The 18,814-nt window shown below is 32.6% G+C and carries 18 protein-coding genes; 11 read left to right on the top strand and 7 right to left on the bottom strand.

Annotation, left to right across the window (positions count from 1 at the left end; translation table 11 throughout):
- Positions 1-43 precede the first annotated feature (43 nt).
- Positions 44-832, bottom strand: a complete 789-nt coding sequence (locus DMA14_RS12520; protein WP_111424977.1) for an anti-sigma factor — start codon at positions 830-832, stop codon at positions 44-46.
- Positions 832-1,362, bottom strand: coding sequence for an RNA polymerase sigma factor (locus DMA14_RS12515; RefSeq protein ID WP_111424976.1), 531 nt, complete (start codon positions 1,360-1,362; stop codon positions 832-834). Before DMA14_RS12515 ends, DMA14_RS12520 begins: the two co-directional genes overlap by 1 nt.
- A gap of 793 nt (positions 1,363-2,155) precedes the next feature.
- Between DMA14_RS12515 and DMA14_RS12510 the strand changes: the two genes are divergently transcribed.
- A complete protein-coding gene (locus DMA14_RS12510) occupies positions 2,156-2,743 on the top strand; it encodes a glutathione peroxidase (protein WP_111424975.1) in 588 nt (195 codons plus the stop codon).
- A 111-nt stretch (positions 2,744-2,854) separates the two neighbouring features.
- On the opposite strand, the gene DMA14_RS12505 is transcribed toward DMA14_RS12510, so the two are convergent.
- Together DMA14_RS12505 and DMA14_RS12500 are read right to left on the bottom strand one after the other, a co-directional pair.
- Entirely contained in the window at positions 2,855-3,352 is a 498-nt protein-coding gene (locus DMA14_RS12505) for a GNAT family N-acetyltransferase (RefSeq protein ID WP_111424974.1), read from the bottom strand.
- 16 nt (positions 3,353-3,368) lie between these two features.
- A complete protein-coding gene (locus tag DMA14_RS12500; protein WP_111424973.1) occupies positions 3,369-4,544 on the bottom strand; it encodes a thioredoxin family protein in 1,176 nt (391 codons plus the stop codon).
- Positions 4,545-4,721: 177 nt separating this feature from the next.
- On the opposite strand from DMA14_RS12500, the gene menD reads away from it, so the two are divergent.
- The 8 genes from menD to DMA14_RS12460 all read left to right on the top strand — a co-directional run bounded on the left by menD (position 4,722) and on the right by DMA14_RS12460 (position 13,758).
- Complete coding sequence (gene menD / locus DMA14_RS12495; RefSeq protein ID WP_111424972.1) at positions 4,722-6,383, top strand: 2-succinyl-5-enolpyruvyl-6-hydroxy-3-cyclohexene-1-carboxylic-acid synthase; 1,662 nt, start codon at positions 4,722-4,724, stop codon at positions 6,381-6,383.
- 91 nt (positions 6,384-6,474) lie between these two features.
- Positions 6,475-6,816, top strand: coding sequence for a DUF2853 family protein (locus tag DMA14_RS12490; RefSeq protein ID WP_111424971.1), 342 nt, complete (start codon positions 6,475-6,477; stop codon positions 6,814-6,816).
- Between the two features lie 173 nt (positions 6,817-6,989).
- A complete protein-coding gene (locus tag DMA14_RS12485; RefSeq protein WP_111424970.1) occupies positions 6,990-7,844 on the top strand; it encodes a CvfB family protein in 855 nt (284 codons plus the stop codon).
- Between the two features lie 810 nt (positions 7,845-8,654).
- Positions 8,655-9,488: a 1,4-dihydroxy-2-naphthoyl-CoA synthase gene (locus DMA14_RS12480; RefSeq protein ID WP_012024845.1), complete on the top strand. Its 834-nt coding sequence runs from the start codon at positions 8,655-8,657 to the stop codon at positions 9,486-9,488.
- Between the two features lie 85 nt (positions 9,489-9,573).
- Positions 9,574-10,536 (top strand): 1,4-dihydroxy-2-naphthoate polyprenyltransferase, encoded by a 963-nt coding sequence (locus DMA14_RS12475; protein WP_111424969.1) that lies wholly within the window; start codon positions 9,574-9,576, stop codon positions 10,534-10,536.
- 30 nt (positions 10,537-10,566) lie between these two features.
- A complete protein-coding gene (locus DMA14_RS12470; RefSeq protein WP_111424968.1) occupies positions 10,567-11,244 on the top strand; it encodes a metal-dependent hydrolase in 678 nt (225 codons plus the stop codon).
- 160 nt (positions 11,245-11,404) lie between these two features.
- Complete coding sequence (locus DMA14_RS12465) at positions 11,405-12,643, top strand: tetratricopeptide repeat protein (RefSeq protein ID WP_111424967.1); 1,239 nt, start codon at positions 11,405-11,407, stop codon at positions 12,641-12,643.
- A 77-nt stretch (positions 12,644-12,720) separates the two neighbouring features.
- Positions 12,721-13,758 carry an o-succinylbenzoate synthase gene (locus DMA14_RS12460; protein WP_111424966.1) on the top strand — a complete coding sequence of 346 codons (1,038 nt, stop codon included), beginning with the start codon at positions 12,721-12,723 and terminating at the stop codon, positions 13,756-13,758.
- 130 nt (positions 13,759-13,888) lie between these two features.
- On the opposite strand, the gene DMA14_RS12455 is transcribed toward DMA14_RS12460, so the two are convergent.
- Complete coding sequence (locus DMA14_RS12455; protein WP_111424965.1) at positions 13,889-14,434, bottom strand: hypothetical protein; 546 nt, start codon at positions 14,432-14,434, stop codon at positions 13,889-13,891.
- Positions 14,435-14,450: 16 nt separating this feature from the next.
- On the bottom strand, positions 14,451-15,239 hold the full coding sequence (locus DMA14_RS12450) for an OmpA family protein (RefSeq protein WP_238989967.1): 789 nt from the start codon (positions 15,237-15,239) through the stop codon (positions 14,451-14,453).
- Positions 15,240-15,557: 318 nt separating this feature from the next.
- Here DMA14_RS12450 and DMA14_RS12445 point away from each other — a divergent pair, with 318 nt between their 5' ends.
- Together DMA14_RS12445 and DMA14_RS12440 are read left to right on the top strand one after the other, a co-directional pair.
- Positions 15,558-16,031, top strand: a complete 474-nt coding sequence (locus DMA14_RS12445; protein WP_111424963.1) for a CYTH domain-containing protein — start codon at positions 15,558-15,560, stop codon at positions 16,029-16,031.
- A 1-nt stretch (position 16,032) separates the two neighbouring features.
- Positions 16,033-17,001: a YpdA family putative bacillithiol disulfide reductase gene (locus tag DMA14_RS12440; protein ID WP_111424962.1), complete on the top strand. Its 969-nt coding sequence runs from the start codon at positions 16,033-16,035 to the stop codon at positions 16,999-17,001.
- 72 nt (positions 17,002-17,073) lie between these two features.
- On the opposite strand, the gene DMA14_RS12435 is transcribed toward DMA14_RS12440, so the two are convergent.
- On the bottom strand, positions 17,074-18,642 hold the full coding sequence (locus DMA14_RS12435) for a protein adenylyltransferase SelO (RefSeq protein WP_111424961.1): 1,569 nt from the start codon (positions 18,640-18,642) through the stop codon (positions 17,074-17,076).
- Between the last annotated feature and the right edge of the window lie 172 nt (positions 18,643-18,814).

Here is an 18,814-nt window from a genome sequence, read left to right as displayed (position 1 = left end):
ATTACACTGAATATGCGTTTTAGCTTTTTATAAAAGATTAATTTTAAACTTTTCCTAAAGTATAAAGCTGTTCCATTGTTGGAGTAGGGCTTCCGCCAGCTGGTTCCAAAGTAATTCCAAAAGCTTCTGCAGAATCGGTTTGATTTACAGCAAAGATTTTTTGTTTATTACCTTCAAAATTATCCAGCAAACCAATGCTTGTCGGAGTGAGTACTGGACTTAATTTCAAAGACCATACTTGATACACCATTCCTTTTGGCGGTGCAGGCAAACCTGCCGCGTCAATATAAGTAGTTTTAGTTTGCTTATTCCAATATACTTTTGCAAAAGAAGTTGGCGAAACTGTTTGACCACCAAGTGTTACTCCTGTATTTTTAATATCTCTTACAATACCTAGGTTTTTCTCGGTTTCTTTATTCTGCTGATCTAAAAAGGCATATTCTCTTTGTATTTTATTCTTCTCATTTCCAACAGTAGAAATGGCTTCTTTGGTTTTGGTTAATTCTAAAGTCTGATAGCCTAAACCTAGCAATAATAATACTGCTGCTGCCCAGCCAACATATTGAGACCAGTTTGAAGCTGGTTTGATATCGACAACTTTTCCATGTTTAAGTTCAAGACGAGCTTTGATTTTTTCAAAATTTTCCACAGAATGGAAAGGAGAGAAACTCGAAGAAAGCGCAATTACAGCCTTTTCTATCGAAATAATTTCCTGATCCATTTCGGGACTCTTTTTTGCCATTTCGGCAATTTCTAAATTTTCTTTTTCACTTAATAGGCCATAAACGTATAGCTCTAAAATTCCTGATTCTATATATTCTTGTGCTTCCATTATATCTTCAAATAATTACGTAAATCGTTAATACAGTTTCTGTTTTGCGTTTTGATAGTTCCCAGTGGCATTGCCAATTCTTCTGAAGCTTCTTGCTGGGTATATCCTTTAAAGAACAATAAATTGATTATTTCAATACATTTTGGTTTTAGTTTTTTTACAAATTCCTGAATTCCAATTGCATCAATTTTATGACTCAATTTATTACTCTCATCTAAGAGATTTACGAAATTATCTGATGAAAGGTTTTTTTGGCTGTTGCTATAGTCTTTAGAACGAAGTTTATCGATCGAGGTGTTTCGGGCGATGTTAAGGATCCAAGTATAAAATCGTCCTTTGCTCTCGTTGTAGGAATCGATGTTTTTCCAGATTTTGACAAAAACATCCTGAAGCACATCTTCTGCTTCTTCTCGATTTTTAATTAGGACGTGAATGACAGAAAATAAACTTTTAGAGTACATGTCGTACAAATGTGTAAAAGCTTTTTCGTCTTTTTTGTAAATTAAAACTAGCAGTTCTTCTTGACTCATAGATTTGGATTTTTAAGTTTAAACATTAAAAGCTAAGGTATTATATGCTAACCTGTTATAAAGTTAATTTATTTTTTCTTCATTTTTATATTTTTTTTAGTAATCCAAAACCTAAGAAAATAAGGGGTTCCGAAAAAAAGTGCATTTTTTTTTATTTTTTTTAAAACCAAAAACAATCCAATTACGTACATGAAATTAATAAGGTGAGAAAGATCTTATTTACAGTTATAAAAGTTAAGAATAAAACTGTTGTTAGAACATTATTAAAGACTTATGGATAGCAAAATAATAGTTAGAATATTGATAGTTGGATTAACAACAGTTTTATCGTTAACCGTTTTTACTGAAAGAGATTTTATGAAAGAAGCTTTGTCAGGTTGCACAGATATGAATCATTCAGGAATTTGTGTTTAAACAAGATTTGATTATAAAAAATAACAAAATAAAAATATTGTATAGTTGATGTACTCGGACTTCCAGATTGAAGATTTCTTTAATATGTCTCGACTATTAGGATTTAATTTTACATCAATACAAGCCATTTAAAGATTTTTCAAAAAGACGTTTGACATATGGGGGATAAAGGAATTTTCGACATAACCGAGTCATCAACTATAATTTATAAAAGATTGCATAATAATTAATTCATGGTTTGATTTGTTTGTATGGGGGGAAGCCTAACGTCTGATTAACGTTAGGCTTCATTTTTTATTTAACTTTTGATTGGCAAAAATTAAAGACCGAAAATGGTTTTTGAAAATGGATTTTAGCTAATTTTATAAAAAATTATCAGATGAAAAAAATACTTTTAATGCTATTTGGAGCAGCTGTTTTGTCAGTAATAGGAGTAAATGCTCAAACTAATACAAACAAATTATCTAAAAAGGATAAAGCCATGGCTAAAGAAACAATTTATCAGTTTAAAGTAGAAGACTTGTCAGGAGATACCTTTGACTTTGCATCTTTAAAAGGCAAAAAAATCATGATTGTCAACACTGCATCAAAATGCGGTTTAACTCCACAATATAAAGATTTAGAAGCAGTTTACAAAGAATACAAAGATAAAGGGTTTGTAATTGTTGGTTTCCCTGCAAATAATTTTGCTTCACAAGAACCAGGAACTGCTAAAGAAATTGAAACTTTCTGCCAGCAGAATTACGGTGTAACTTTCCCGATGATGAACAAAGTTTCTGTTAAAGGCAGTGATATGTGCGATGTCTATAAGTTCTTAACTGAAAAATCAAGAAACGGTCTACAGGATTCTGAAGTAGAATGGAACTTTCAAAAATACTTAATCAATGAAAAAGGAGAATTGGTAAAAGTAATTAAACCAAAAACTCTAGTAACAGAACCTGAAGTTATTAATTGGATTAAGAGTTAAAAAAGTTTAAGCATACTCATATAAATCAAACCCGACAGGTTTTTAAAACCTGTCGGGTTTTGTTTTAAAATAACATCGCGAACTTTGCGTAATTCTTCGCGTCCTTTGCGGTTAAACTAATATTAGCTGCATAAAAACCAAATCTAACCAGTGGTCGAATTTGTAGCCAACTTCACGAATTGTACCCGTAGAAACAAATCCAAATTTTTCATGAAAAGCAATACTTCCTGCATTATCGGCATCAATGGCACCAATCATAACATGATAACCTTGCTCTTTTGCCAAACGGATTAATTCCGTCAAAAGTTTTGAACCAATTCCTTTTCCTATAATGTTGTCAACTACATAAACAGAATGCTCGACAGTATATTGATAGCCAATCTTTTCTCTAAACTGGCCATAACTTCCAAAACCCACTACTTCGCCATCTAAATCGGCTACAATTATAGGGAGATTTTTCGCCATTTTATCTTCAAACCATTTGGTCTGGACTTCCAAAGTCTGGATTTCGTAGCTATAATTGGCAGTAGTATGTAGAATGGAATGGTTTACAATTTCTAAAATCTTTTGTAAATCGTTTGTTGTTGCTGGTCTTAGTGTAATGCTCATTGGTTATTTATTGCAGTTATTTGGTATTTAATTCAGCTAATAATGTGTCTACTTCTTTAGAATTCCAGTCCATTTCCTTGGCTATTGCTTTGGCATTTTTGGCATATTCTAAAGCTTTCTTTTTATCTTTTATTTTGTTGTAAAGCTTCGCTTCAAGCAGATTTCCATCATACGAATCATTTAATTCTAAAGAACGATCTACCCAGAAAATAGCCTTTTTTAAACTCTCTTTATCATTAATATGTTTAAAGTAAGTATTCCCGATATCTTTTAAAAAACTCGCATCGTTCCAAACTAATTTCTGAGTGTCTTCAAGAGTAACTTTTTTATAGAAATTCCATTTTTCAGTTCTTTCGGCTAAAGTTAGATCATATTTAAAAACTAAAGAATCTGTTTTTTGCAATCGGATTGATTTTGCAACTTCTCTTTGTTTATAGTAGTTTACAGTATCTAAATTATCAACCAAAGGACGAAGCAACTCGTTCACAATGCTTTCGATTTTACGGTCAATTCGGTTTTGAGAAGCAACAGCAGCAAATTCTTTCTGATGATTTAAAACATATTGGAACTCTCTAGATTTAATATCAGTTACCCCATTTGCTATAACGCGCCAGTTTAACTCACTAACTAACTGTTTATCAGATTGTGTGTTTAGGTAAATATGTGTTGGTATTGACAATTCAGTTCTGTCTTTTCCCTTTTTTAAAGTATTTAAATAGGTAAAGAATTTATCTGAATTGCTTGGTTCAGCAAGAAATTCTTTTTCTAAATAAGGCAGTTGCATTTTCGGATTTAAAGCAATATTTAATTCATTCTGAAATTCTGGCTTTTTCATTTCGCCCTTCAATGCATAAATCAACGTTTCATTGCTGTCAAGAAATAAGAAAGTAGGAAGCGATTTGGTATTGAATTTATTCTTTAAAGCAATTCCTTCTTCCTTTTCTATATTTTTATAAGTACAGACAAAATTTTTATTTAAAAAACCCATAACAGCAGGATCACTCAAAACTTCCGTTTTCATTAAGTTGCAATGTGGACACCAATCTGCATAAAGCATAATAAAAAGTGGTTTTCCTTCTTTTTTTGCATTTTCTAAAGCTGTTTTATATGGAACATCAACAGGCACAAACTGATTTTGAGCAATGATAGTTTGAAAAGTAACAGATAAAAAAAGTATAAATAAGAAACGCATATTGTGTCAGGCTTTTATTAATTATTCGATTTTACAAATATATTTCCTTTTTCTAGAAAGAGCCTTAATATATTCCTAATTATAATATAAATCAAATGCGAAGTTTGTAACTTTGTAAGCAAGATGAAGAAAAATCAAGCGAAAGACTTTCTTCGAAAAAAGTAATACACGACCAGAATGATTTACCCCAAAATAGCGCTTGCACAAAGCATTATCGAAATTTTATCTGCCAAAGGCATTGTCAATATTATAATTTCTCCAGGATCTAGAAATGCACCGTTAACCATCGGATTTGCTCAAAATCCAAACTTCACCTGTTATAGCATTGCAGATGAGCGTTGTGCCGCTTTTTTTGCTTTGGGAATTGCTCAGCAAACCAAACAGCCAACAGCGATAGTCTGTACTTCAGGATCAGCTTTGTTAAATTATTACCCTGCTTTCGCGGAAGCGTTTTACAGCCAAATCCCTTTAATTGTAATTTCTGCTGACCGTCCACAGAGTAAAATTGATATTGGTGATGGACAAACTATTCGTCAGGAAAATGTTTTCTCTAATCATTCTGTTTTCAATGCAAATTTGACCGAAGAAGCATCTGAAGAGAATGACTTAAAAATCAATTTGGCAATTGAAACGGCTATTCTTAAAAAAGGTCCAGTTCATATTAATGCACCTTTTGAAGAACCTTTATACGAAACAACAGAAGAGCTTTCTGTACAGCCCATAATTACAAATCCAGAGCCAGAAGTTTTTCCTTTAACAATAGAAAATAGTGAAGAAGTAGTTTCTGTTTGGAATACTGCCAAGCGAAAATTAATCTTAGTTGGAGTTAACGAAGCAAATGCAATTGATAAAGAAGTTATAGAAAATTTAGCTTCAGATCCTTCAGTGGTAGTGCTTACAGAAACAACTTCAAATCTTCATCATCCTAGTTTTATTAATTCAATAGATACTTTAATTACTCCTTTTGATGATTTTGATTTTAAGAAGTTTAACCCGGTTGTTTTAATAACTTTTGGAGGAATGGTTGTCTCAAAAAGAATTAAAGGATTTTTACGAAAATACAAACCAGAACAGCATTGGCATATTGATACTTTACGTGCTTATGATACATTTGGAGCATTGACAAAACATTTTGAAATGAAGCCGAATGATTTCTTTAAAGACCTGCTTTCAAAAACTTCTTTTGTAAAAAGTAATTATTTTAATAATGTAGATACTGTTTATCAAACAAGATTAGAGAGAAGAAAAGAATATTTAAGCAAAATAGGATTTTCAGACTTCAAAGTTTTCGAAAAAGTAATCGGATCATTGCCTAAAAACAGTATGTTGCAAATTAGTAATAGTTCTGCTATTCGTTATGCACAACTTATTGATATTGATAATACAATTGAAGTTTTCTGTAATCGCGGAACAAGCGGTATCGATGGGAGTACTTCTACGGCAATTGGTGCGGCAGTTGGAAACGAAAAACAAACCGTTTTTGTCACTGGCGATATAAGCTTTCTATACGACAGCAATGCTTTATGGAATTCTTATATTCCTAAAAACTTCAAAATTATTTTGATTAATAATGGAGGAGGAGGAATTTTTAGAATTTTGCCAGGACATCAGGAAAAACCCGTTTTCAATACTTATTTTGAAACCTCTCATCATCTTACAGCCGAGCATTTGGCTAAGATGTATAGTTTTGATTATTATACTGCAAAAGACAATGATTCTTTAGAAAACGGAATACAATCATTATATAGTTCGGATGAAGCTCCAGCAATTTTGGAAGTCTTTACACCTACATTTGAGAATGATCAGATTCTGAAACAGTATTTCAAATACTTGTACTAAAATTTGAAAGAAAATATTTGTTAAAATTATTGTTTACTTCTTGCTTTAGCTATAACTTTGGTGTATTATTCACCAATTAATTATATAGTTTATGAGCAAGAGAGAAGAATTAATTAAAAAGTACGCTTCAGATTTGAAGGAAAAATGTGGAGTAACTCCAAACATGGATTTGTTGACTAAAGTTACAATTGGTTGTGGTCCTTCCATATATAATGACGATGCATCTGTTGTGGCAGGATCTCAAGAATCTGAATTAGAAACAGTAAAAAACAACTTTTTAGTTAAAAAGCTTGGCTTAAAAGATAGTCCAGAATTGTTCGGAGCAATTCACGCTGTATTAGAAAAGTATGGAAAATCTAATAAGCACAAATACAGAGCAGTAGTATATTATTTACTGACTGTACACTTTAAAAAAGAGAGCATCTTCAAATAATCTCCAATTTATAAAAGATTCAAAATCCCTTTATAACATCTGTTTATAAAGGGATTTTCTGTTTTTTACGTGCAAATTAAGTTTTGTTAAAATTAATTTCTTTGTACGGTGTCAAACTTCGTACCTTTGCGCCTCAGAAACTTAGCAGTTCGACTGCTTAGAAACTTATAAAAATGCTAGAAATAGGAAAATACAATACGCTAACTATATTACGTGATACCAAAGTTGGTTTGTTTTTAGGAGATCCAGAAAATGATCCAGAAGGTGTTCACGACGTTTTGCTTCCAAATAAATATGTGCCAAAAGTTTTTGAAATTGGCGAAGAATTAATCGTTTTTGTTTATTTAGACCACGAGCAGCGACCAGTTGCTACGACTTTGGTTCCGTACATTTTACTGAATGAATTTGCTCTTTTGAGAGTGAACTACATCAATAATGTAGGCGCTTTCATGGATTGGGGAATGGAAAAAGATATCCTTGTTCCTTTCAAAGAGCAGGCTCGTCCAATGGAAAAAGGAAAACGCTACTTGGTTTATTTATACATGGATAAACAAACTAATCGTTTAGTTGCTTCAAGTAAAACTAATCAGTTTTTGAGCAATGATAATTTGACAGTTGAAAAAGGTGAAGAAGTAGATTTAATTGTTTCTCATATTACCGATATGGGAATTAACGTAATTATCAACGAACGTCACAAAGGTCTTCTGTATAAAGATGAAGTTTATGATGACGCAATAAGAACAGGAGACAGAATGCGCGGTTATATCAAAAGCATTCGTCCAGATAATAAAATTGATGTAGCGCTTCAGGCACAAGGTTTTGAGAGTATAGAGCCAAATGCAGAAAAAATATTAAGTGAGCTAAGAGCTAGTAGAGGCTTTCTTAGATTGAATGATAATTCTCATCCTGAAGACATTAAAACAGTTTTGAAAATGAGTAAGAAATCATTTAAGAAAGCAATTGGTGCTTTGTACAAAGAAAAACTGATTGAAATAAAAGAAGACGGAATTTATCTTGTAAAAGAATAAAAAGCTAAAAATCCCAATATTTTAAATTCCAAATTCCAAGACTGATTTAACGAAAAACATTGGAATTTGGAATTTTTATTTTTTGGAATTTATTGTGCGAAAGCAAAATAATGGTAATACAAAAGGCTGCTCATTACAAGCAGCCTTTCGCTTTTTATTCAGTTTTAAAAAAAATTGTAATTAAAAAAAAACAGAAATAAAATAATTCGAGTCCATCTCAGAACAATAGCTTTACGAATTTTAGAAATTATTCCATTGATGGGTATGTCTTTTAAATGATTTGATGTACCTATCTCAAAAGCAAAAAAAGAATTTCACGGCTCATCCATTGGTTTTATAAAATAACTTTTAGAAAGTGCGAATTAGTACTTTTTCCTCTTTTCGTTATCATTTCTATACTAATTATAGATACAATTCTAACATTTAACCTTAGGTGTTACTTTTTTCTTTTTGAAGTTTCGACAAACACATAAATCATTTGCTCTTTTAATTGAGGTTTGTTCGTGAAAACCCTAAAAAAATGAGCGACAAATTTTTTAAATTTTCTCAAAAAAATCATTTTTTAGGTTAATAAATCAGTGAAAGAAAATCAATCCGAAATCTTTAAAATATTTTGTATCTTATTGATTTCTAGGTTGTAAAATTAATTATTAATTTTCTAAACTAATGTTAAAAAATGTTATTTTTTGTAAGTAAATACCAATTGTTAACATTGCGTGTCAATTTAGTAAAGACTTAAGACGGATTGAGTAGGTAAAATAGTAAAAATGCTTTATTTTTACCGTATAATTATTAAAACAAAAAATCAAAATGGATTGGATTACAGCCAGAGAATTTGAAGATATAACTTATAAAAAATGCAATGGAGTAGCGAGAATAGCGTTTAACAGACCAAATGTTAGAAATGCATTCCGTCCTAAAACTACTTCAGAATTATACCAAGCTTTTTACGATGCACAGGAAGATACTTCAATTGGAGTTGTTTTACTTTCTGCCGAAGGACCTTCAACAAAGGATGGAGTTTACTCTTTTTGCAGTGGTGGAGACCAAAATGCACGCGGACATCAAGGATATGTTGGAGATGATGGACAGCACCGTTTGAATATTTTAGAAGTACAGCGTTTAATTCGTTTTATGCCAAAAGTTGTTATTGCTGTTGTTCCAGGCTGGGCTGTAGGTGGCGGACACAGTTTGCATGTTGTATGCGATATGACTCTTGCAAGTAAAGAACATGCTATTTTCAAACAAACTGATGCAGACGTAACAAGTTTCGATGGCGGTTACGGATCAGCATATTTGGCTAAAATGGTGGGACAGAAAAAAGCTCGTGAAATCTTCTTTTTAGGTAGAAATTATTCTGCTCAAGAAGCTTTTGAGATGGGAATGGTAAATGCTGTAATTCCGCACGACGAACTTGAAGCTACAGCTTACGAATGGGCTCAGGAAATCCTTCAGAAATCACCAACTTCTATAAAAATGCTAAAATTTGCAATGAACCTGACAGATGACGGAATGGTTGGACAACAGGTTTTTGCCGGTGAAGCAACTCGTTTAGCTTACATGACTGAAGAAGCTAAAGAAGGAAGAAATGCTTTCTTAGAAAAAAGAAAACCAAACTTTGGTGAAAATAAGTGGTTACCATAAATAAGTTATAAAATAGTTTCAAGTTTCAGGTTTCAAGATAGGAACCTGAAACTTGAAACCTGAAACTAAACAAACAAAACAAATAATGAAACATTGGATTGAAGCCGCAAGATTGCGCACATTACCTTTATCAGTTTCTGGAATTATAGTTGGAAGTATTTATGCTTTGTCAAATCCAACAGAAACTATTAATACTCCAACAGAAGTATTCAGTTGGAAAGTTTTTGGTTTTGCTCTATTGACAACGTTAGGATTACAAGTTTTATCCAATTTTGCGAATGATTATGGTGACGGTGTAAAAGGTACGGATAACGCAGATCGAGTTGGTCCTCAGCGTGCTATTCAGAGTGGCGTTATTACGCCTCAAGCAATGAAAAAAGCTATTATTATTACTTCTTTTTTGACTTTATTGTCTGCTATCATATTAATTTATTTTGCTTTCGGAAAAGACAATTTTGGGTATTCAATTTTTTTCCTGTTGTTAGGGATTGCGGCTATTGTGGCTGCAATTAAATACACTGTAGGTAATTCAGCTTACGGCTATAGAGGATTGGGAGATTTATTCGTTTTCATTTTTTTCGGATTAGTAAGTACTTTGGGAGTAAACTTTTTATACGCAAAAGAAGTAGATCCGCTTTTAATTCTTCCAGCAGTAGCAATCGGATTGTTGAGTGTTGGAGTTTTAAACCTAAACAATATGCGAGATCAAGAATCTGATAAAAAATCTGGAAAGAATACGATTGTGGTACAGATTGGAGCTCAAAAGGCTAAAAATTATCACTTTTTCTTGATTATTACGGCAATGATTTTGGTGGTTATTTTTGCTATTTTAAGCGATTATAACTTTGATCAATACTTATTTTTATTGGCTTATATTCCGTTGACAAAACATTTGATCACGGTTTACAAGAACCAAGATCCAAAATTATTGGACCCAGAATTGAAAAAACTGGCATTAAGCACATTTTTGCTTTCTATATTACTTACAGTTTGTATGATCTCATTGATTTCGGACATTATTGTAAATCTCTTTTTAGGGGGAAGATAAATAACATGTTTAATTTAAAAAGGTAACAAAATGAAAATTACATACTACGGACACGCTTCATTAGGAATTGAAGTAGGAGGAAAATACATTATTGTGGATCCATTTATTACCGGAAACCCACAAGCAGCATCAATCAATCTTAGCACAATAAAAGCTGATTATATTTTACTGACGCATGCACACGCTGATCACGTCTTGGACGTTGAAGCGATTGCTAAAAACACCAATGCAGTTATTGTTTCTAACGCGGAAATTGCAAGTTACTACGCAAAAAAAGGATTCAATTCGCACCCAATGAATCACGGCGGAAGCTGGAAATTTGATTTTGGGAAAGTAAAATACGTAAATGCAATTCACTCAAGCAGTTTTCCTGATGGTTCTTACGGAGGAAATCCTGGAGGTTTTGTAATCGAAGGTGAGCATAAAAATATCTACATTGCTGGCGATACTGCGTTGACATACGATATGAAATTGATTCCGCTTCGAACAAAACTAGATTTAGTGATTCTTCCAATCGGAAACAACTTTACAATGGATGTTGAAGACGCTATTATTGCTTCAGATTTTGTAGAATGCGATAAAGTTTTAGGTTATCACTATGACACTTTTGGTTATATCGAAATCAATCATGAAGAAGCAATTCGTAAATTCTTCGATAAAGGAAAAGATTTAATGCTTTTACCAATCGGAGATTCGATTGAATTATAAGAAGCCAATCCCGCTATCCGCTATATCTTTTGTGGCGAACCCCGCCACAAAAGGATATCGCTGCTATCGGGGCTAGGGCACTCAATTCCATAAGAAAGTTATTTGGCATAATCTATGTTAATTGAATTAAAGTTTTTTAAAGTAAAAATCATTTTAATCTGTGAAATCAGTGGCAATTAAAGCATCATTACAAAATACAACTTTCAAACAAATCCTTTTATTACTATTTATCGCAACTTCCTATAATGCTTTTGCACAAAAAGATGGTTATTGGGATAAAGAACGTGCAACAACCAAAGAAATTATGGTTCCTGCACGTGATAGAATTTCTATACCAACTGAAGATTTACCGGTTGGAACTACAGAAATTGTATATAGAATCACACTTTTAGATAAAAATCAGGAAATGGCCAATAGTTTGGTTTCCTTATTAAAAGCAATTCCAGATCCGACAGGCGTTAGTCAAGGTTCTGCGGGCGCTGTTTTCTTGATGTCAAAAATTTCAGGCGATGACGAATGTACGTACTCGATTTTTACTTCTAATGAAAATGCGAAAAAGTATGTTGAAGATGGTAAAATTGATAAAGCTTGTTATTCTCAAGCAGAACCTGTCAGCAAAGATGCTAAACGCTTATCTGTAAATAAATCATCTTGTCTAAAGGAAAATATCAGTACAATCTGGTTTGGTTTTGAAAGCAAAAACTGGATCTTAAGCCAAAAAGTAGTTTTAGAAGTAGTGCCGTGGGTAGATACAAAATTAAACCGCGGTTGGAATCAGGACAACAAAAACGAAATCATAAGTCTGTGTAAAACGTCTACAATAGCACAAAAAATGGCCAATTCAGATGATTTTTGTGTTTGCATATTAAATAAGATTATGAAGCAATATCGTTATGATGAGTTTCAGAAATTATTGGCGGTGGAAAAAACTAAAGTCTATAAAGATTTTGGAAACAGCTGTTACAAAGATGCTGATATTTCTAAAAATGTATTCAACGATTTAAGAATACAAGTTGCTTCTTTAATTAAAGCTCAAAAGTATAACGAAGCAATTCCGAAATTAAATACAATTGTAAATGAAGGTAAAGCAACTGCTTTAGATTACGGTTCGTTAGGATATTGCTATATTTTGACCAAACAATATGCAAAAGCATTAAAAGTGCTTCAAGAAGGTGAAAAGTTGGATGACACAGAATTAGTAGTCAAATTAAATTTAGCACACACTTATTTAGTAAGCGATGATTACAGTGCTGCAAAAGCGATTTACAAAAAATATCAGACTCAGAATGTAACGGACAGCTTAAGTTGGATTGCAAAAACAAAACTTGATTTTCAAGCTTTTGAAAAAGCAGGTTTACCTTCAAAAGATTTTGAAAAAATCTTAAAGTTATACAATTAAGCCTCTTAGATATAAAGTATTTTTTCGAGTCTTTTTTAGGCTTAGAAGCTTATTTAGTGTCTTAGCACTTTAAAAAAATGAACGCATCTTATCAAAAATATTTACTAGAATTTAAACGTCCTTCTGGAACTTCTAGAGGAATTATGACCGAGAAAGAAACTTGGTTTATAATCTTAGAAGAAAACGGCAAAAAAGGAATAGGAGAGTGTGGTATACTTCGTGGTCTAAGTGCAGACGACCGTCCAGATTACGAAGAAAAACTAAAATGGGTTTGTGACAATATTCACTTAGGCGAAACAGCTCTTTGGAATGCCTTATTAGAATTTCCTTCTATACAATTCGGAATAGAAATGGCTTTTTTATCTCTTAGAAGCGAAAATCCATATCTTTTATTTCCATCCAATTTTACCAATAATTCAAGTTCAATTGCCATAAATGGATTAGTTTGGATGGGCGAATCAGCCTTTATGAAACAGCAGATTGAAGAAAAATTAGCTGACGGTTTTAGCTGTATAAAACTTAAAATTGGAGCTATTGATTTTGCTAAAGAATTAGAATTACTGCAATTTATCAGAAGCCATTTTTCTGAAGAACAAATAGAAATTAGAGTAGATGCGAATGGTGCTTTTCCTTCAATAGAGGCTTTAGATAAACTGAATCAATTAAATCAATTTCAGCTTCATAGCATTGAACAACCGATTAGAAAAGGACAAATTGCTGAAATGGCTGAATTGTGCAAACAAACACCGTTTCCAATAGCATTAGACGAAGAGCTAATAGGTGTATTTTCATTAGAAGAAAAAGAAAAATTACTTCAGGAAATTAAGCCTCAATACATCATTTTAAAACCAAGTTTTATTGGTGGTTTCCGTGGTACTCAAGAATGGATTACGTTAGCTGAAAAATATAATATTGGCTGGTGGATCACTTCTGCATTGGAGAGTAATATCGGACTAAATGCCATTGCGCAATGGGCATTTACATTAAATTCAAACATGCCACAAGGTTTAGGAACAGGAGCATTATATACTAATAATATAGATTGTCCTCTCGAAGTTAAAAATGGGAAACTTTGGCACAATTCTACATTACAATGGCAATCAGATTTTTTTTAAGAAAACATTTAAACTGATAAAATAAAAAAAGGCGTAAAGTATAAGAACTTTACGTCTTTTTTGTGAGTTCATCTAAACAGAGATTGAAAAACTTTTGTTCCTTTGCAACTATGCACCTTTGAACCTTCTTTTACTCTTTTCCGCCCAAAAGACTGTCTTGCCAATCTTTTAACTCTTTCCATTTTCCTTGATAAGCCATTAACGCTTGTCTAGCCCAAGTACTTGGATTGTGCATCGCATAGTTTTCTCCTCCTGCATCTAAAATTGACTGTAGTTTTTCTGTAGAAGCTTGTGAAAGATCGTACCACGTATTGATTCCTGCGGCGTTAAATAAAGCTTCTATTTTTGGGCCTATTCCTTCTACAATTTTCAGATCATTTTCTTTTATTTTTTTTCCTAGCACATTGGCTGCCAAAGCAGCATCAAAAGGAATTGTTACTGGAGCAGTAGCCGCAAATGATTGGACTGAAGATTTTGCTTTTGCCGCTAGATCAGCTTCTAGAGTCGTGATTCTTGCATTCAAATTTTTTGTATTGGCTTTACACGCATCTAAATCAGCTTGAAGTGAAGCAGAAAGTGAATCGTCATTTTTTGAATTCATTTTTCCTAGTAAATAACCTAAGATTCCACAGATTAAACCCACTAGAATAGGTATTAAGACACAAGGTATATTCATGATCGTATATTTTTAATTATTTAATGGTAATTACAGTTCTTCTATTTGCAGCCTTTCCTTCCGCCGTATTGTTATCGCCAATAGGTTCGTCAGGTCCTTTAGATTGCGTTTCAATTCTTGTATTATCAATTCCGTTTTTAGAAAGATAATCCTTTGAAAAATCGGCTCTTTTTTGTGCTAAAACAATGTTTGAGTCACGATTTCCAACATTGTCAGAATGTCCGATTACCACAATCACAGCATCTTTTACATTCTCTGCATATTTAGCAATATCAGTAACTTTTTGTTTTTCGGTAACACTTAATTTCTCGCTAGATTTATTTGTATTGAAATGGAGAATTAATGGATCTGCATTTATTTTAGATTTCAAAATGCTCCATTCATCATTTGCTGTTGAATTTGCTGTAGAAGTAGAGTCAATTGCCTCAAATTTATAGTCAGCAGGTCCAAGAAGAGTATCAGCATTCATTTTCCATTTATCTAAAATTACACCTTTTGTATTAAGCTGATTTTCTAGTATTCCCTTTGATGCAAAAAAGTTTTTAATATCATTTGCCCTTGCTAGACCCAAATTATCAAAAGTTGTATTGTTTGTTTCATCAGATAGTGCATAACCTGTAATTGTAATTTTCTGTTTTGGATTTGTTTCTAAGAGCATCTTTAAGTTTTCGATACCAGTCGTTACAGAATCTTCAATAGGCATAATTAATTTTGCGCTGTTTTTAAGAAATTTGAGATTATCGTTTGTACGATAATTAATTCCAGGACCATTTAAGACAAACGGAACAAAACCAGTCTCTACCATAGAAGAAGAGGCTGTCTTGAGAGTAGTATCCGTTGTAGTTTTTTCACAGCAGTTGCAACAAAATTTTGAGTAAAAAAAAGCACCCAAAATTATAGTTATTGCAATGCCTAACAAGTAAAGTGCTTTTTTAGACATAGGTGACGGATTAAGATTCTATCAAATTTAATCAAAATAATCATATTAACGTGTTAATTATCAGTTGTTTTGATGTTTCTAATTTGTGATGAAATAAAAGAAATTAACTTAATTTTCATTTTTTATAAACTACAAGGCTTAGTTAAAATGAGTAACTTGCATAAAAAATAATCTAGAATTAAGATGGTTGAAATAGAAAGAAAGTTTCTTGTAAAATCTGACGCATACAAGAATCAAGCTTTTACCCAGAATAAAATTGCTCAAGGCTATTTGAGTTCTGCTCCTGAACGTACTGTAAGGGTAAGGATTAAAGGGCATAAAGGCTTTATAACTATAAAAGGGATAAGCCATAGTGGCGGTATGTCTCGCTTTGAATGGGAAAATGAAATTCCGCTTGAAGAAGCTCAGGAATTACTAAAACTATGCGAAAAAGGGAAAATTGAAAAAACTCGTTATGAAATACAATTTGGTGAGCATATTTATGAAGTTGATGAATTTTATGGCGAAAATGAAGGCTTAGTAATGGCTGAAATCGAGTTAAATTCGGAAGATGAAGTTTTTGAAAAACCAGAATGGCTCGGAGAAGAAGTAACAAACGATGAAAGATATTATAATGCTTATTTAAGCAAGAATCCTTATAAAGACTGGCAAAAATAAAATGACAGAATCAATATATGACCTTATTATTGTCGGTGGAGGACCAATTGGACTTGCGTGTGCAATAGAAGCCGAAAAGAAAAAATTAAAATATGTAATTATAGAAAAGGGAGCGATCGTTAATAGTATTTTTAATTATCCGCTTTATATGACTTTTTTCTCTACCGCAGAAAGATTAGAAATAGGTGAGATTCCGTTTAACTGCTTAGCACCAAAACCAGGACGTCAGGAAGCTTTGGAATATTATCGAAATATTCACCGCTATTTCAAATTTAATATTAATTTATTCGAGAAAGTACTTGATGTACAGAAAAACCAAGGCATTTTTAAAATTGCAACTAATAAACAAAACTACGAATCGAAGAATGTTATAATCGCAACTGGTTTCTATGATATTCCAATTGAAATGAATGTTTCAGGCGAAAACCTTCCAAAAGTCCGTCATTATTATAAAGAAGCACACGAATACGCTTTTAGAAAGGTTTTGGTTGTAGGTGCTAATAATTCTTCTGTAGATGCCGCGCTGGAGTGCTGGAGAAAAGGAGCAGAGGTGACTATGGTAATTCGTAAAAACGAAATTAATAATCGTGTAAAATATTGGGTTAAACCAGATATTGAAAATCGTATTGCTGAAGGAAGTATTAAAGCTTACTTTGAATCAAATATTACCGAAATTAAGGAAGATGAAGTAGAGATTCTAACTCCAAATGGTAAAATTACAATTGAAAATGATTTTGTTTTGGCATTGACTGGCTATAAACCCGATTTGAATTTTCTGGAAAAAATGGGAATCCAGCTTTCTAATGACGAACTGAAAATCCCTGTTTACAATCCAGAAACGATGGAAACTAATGTAGAAGGTTTATTTCTTGCCGGAGTAGTTTGTGGCGGAATGCAGACTCATAAATGGTTTATTGAAAATTCAAGAATTCACGCTAATCTAATTATGGATTATATTAGCGCTAAATAAAAAAAGTTTGCCACAGATTAAAGGATTCAAAAGGATTAATCATTGAAATCTTTTTAATCTGTGGCAAAAAAATTAAGAACTACAAGAAAGCATTGAACAGCCAACTTTCGTTCTTGCCCAATCTGGACGTTTTGCAAACCATTTTTCAGATTCTGGTTGCTCGTCATACGGATTTTTCAGAAGCTGAAACAATTCATCAACCAAAGAATAATCCTCTTTATCTGCGGCATCAATAGCCAATTGTGCCATATAATTTCGCAGTACATACTTCGGATTAATTTCATTCATTTTTTCTGAACGCTCATTGTCCGAAAGTTCTTCAGCGTTTAATCTTTTCAAATAAACAGTAAACCACTTTTGCCAAGCATCTAGAATATTTTCTCTTATTTCTTCTGGAATATAAAATGCATATTCTATTTTTTCGAATGCTTGTTCTACAGAATCATCTTTTTTAATTTTACTAAGATTTCTAAAAAAGATGGTCATATCGGTTTCTGATAACTGCAAAATTTCTTCTAAACCTTTGATTATTTTATCGTCAGTTTCACTTGAAGTAAATATTCCTAATTTACTTAAAAACATTGTTTTGTAGTTACTTTCAAAATCAGTTATAAACGTGTCTAATATTTTTTCTAAAGGCGCTGCTTCATTGATTAATGGATAAAGTGCATTTGCCAATTGAAACAAATTCCATTGTGCTACTTGAGGCTGATTTCCGAAACGGTATCTTCTGTTTTGACTGTCTGTTGTATTTGGAGTCCAATCTGGATCGTAATTTTCTAGCCATCCATACGGACCATAATCAATCGTGATTCCATGAATAGACATATTATCGGTATTCATTACACCATGCACAAATCCAACACGTTGCCAATGCAAGATCATTTCACGGGTTGTATCAGCAACCTTTTGGAAGAACTGTAAATATTGTTCTTTTGGCTCACCAGTAATTTCTGGAAAATAGTGCTTAATTGTAAATTCTACAAATTGCTTCAAGTTTTTTAACTCATTTCTCGCTGTAAGCATTTCATAGCTTCCAAAACGAATAAACGACGGAGCAACACGACAAACTATGGCGCCTTTTTCATAAGCTGGATTTCCGTTGTACAAAACATCCCTTAAAACCTGATCTCCTGAGAGAGCAAACGAAAGCGATCGAGTAGTGGGAACACCCAAATGATTCATCGCCTCTGCACATAAATATTCTCTTATTGAAGAACGCAAAACAGCCAAACCATCTGCAGTTCTAGAATATGGAGTTTTTCCTGCTCCTTTTAACTGTAATGTATAAAACTGATTATTGTTTTCAACCTCTGTCAAATTGATTGCACGACCATCGCCCAATTGTCCAGCCCAATTTCCGAATTGATGTCCCGCATAGCACATAGCAAACGGTTTTGTTTCTGGAAGAATATCTTTTCCAGAAAAAACATTCAAGAATTCTTCTGATTGAATTTCGTCTTTAGAAATTCCAACTAATTCAGCCACTTCCTCAGAAGCGTGAATTAATTTTGGGTTTGAGGGTTTTGTCGGATTTACGTATGAAAACAGCGTATTTTTAACCTGACGAATTTCATTTGTCAAATCTGGATCTGCTGGTAGTTCGGCAGTAAATCGATTATTTATTTTTAAATTTTTCATTTTGTTGATTTTCTTTTGCCACAGATTATATAGATTAAAAGGATTTTTTTGTTTGCCACGAATTACACAAATTTCCACTAATTTTAGGTTTAGTTAGAATAACATTCGTGAGAATTCGTGGCAAATAGAGAATAAATAAAATCTTTTCAATCTCATAATCTGTGGTAAACTT

It is taken from the genome of Flavobacterium sharifuzzamanii (assembly GCF_003254585.1).
Taxonomy (GTDB): Bacteria; Bacteroidota; Bacteroidia; order Flavobacteriales; family Flavobacteriaceae; genus Flavobacterium; species Flavobacterium sharifuzzamanii.
The sequence above is the reverse complement of the archived record's forward strand: the minus strand, read 5'-3'. Positions and strand labels throughout refer to the sequence as shown.